This is a genomic window from Vibrio sp. 970 (assembly GCF_033339075.1).
Map to the genome: position 1 here is coordinate 1 of NZ_JAWOTW010000113.1, position 979 is coordinate 979.

A 979-nucleotide genomic window follows, 5' to 3' on the forward strand; every position below is an offset into this window, starting at 1 on the left:
TCATCATGGTGTTCTTCGTTGCCGTAAATACCACCATCATTTTGATACTTTTGTTGCCAGTTATGATCAGTCGAAAACGAACACCAGAACCTCAGACAGTCATCCATTCGCTGCCAGTCAATAAAAGTCACGAATTTTAATAATCAAGGATTTGATCAATGAAATACTCTATCGCTCGACAATTTGAAAAGAACCGAGAACTTCGGGCTGATAACTTCGTCTTGGTGTATCAAATGGGGAAAGTGGGCTCATCGTCTATCGAGCATACTTTGGAAGCGCGTAACATTCCGAGCTATCACATCCACACGTTTGACGATCATGAAGAATTTCACATGTACCACAACAAAAAGGATGTGAGTAAATTCTTCGATTTTAAAAATCGCGCGATGTACCGTTTGGTTCTGAATCAACGCAAGCGCATTTTGCAAAAGCGCGAGCAAATCAAGATCGTTACATTAATCCGTGACCCGATTGCGACGGTTTTCTCCCGTTTTTTCCAAGATCTGCATCTGCAATTTATCGAAGGCAAAAAGAACGATGCCATCCACCGCGATATGGAAGTGACCTACAAGCATCTCGAGCATTGCTTTGATAACTACATCAACCTGAACTACTTCGCAGATTGGTTCGATAACGAGCTAAAACGTAACTTCAGCATCGATGTCATGCGCCAAGAGATCGATAACACTCAACCATTTTTCACGTTCAACAATGACAAAGCCAGCGTCATTCTCATTAAGTGCGAGCAACTGAGTTCCCTTGACAAAGAGATTGGAGACTTCCTAAATATCGACAACTTTGTTCTGAAAAACAGCAATGAAGCAAAGAACAAATGGTATTCCAACATCCACCAATACTTTAAACAGCATTACGATTTTTCTAAGTTGTTTTACATGTATGACTTACCGCTTTATCGCCATATTTACTCGCAGCAAGAACGAGAAGCTTTCAAAACCAAGTGGTTAAAAACTCCATGGAC

At 40.9% G+C, this 979-nt stretch carries 1 protein-coding gene and 1 pseudogene; both read left to right on the forward strand.

Features of this window, described 5'->3' with window-relative positions; translation table 11 throughout:
* Positions 1-140, forward strand: a pseudogene (locus tag R7Q11_RS25080) (ligase); the annotation flags it as partial.
* 18 nt (positions 141-158) lie between these two features.
* The coding region (locus R7Q11_RS25085) for a putative capsular polysaccharide synthesis family protein (protein ID WP_225466868.1) at positions 159-979 on the forward strand (821 nt) is incomplete at its 3' end.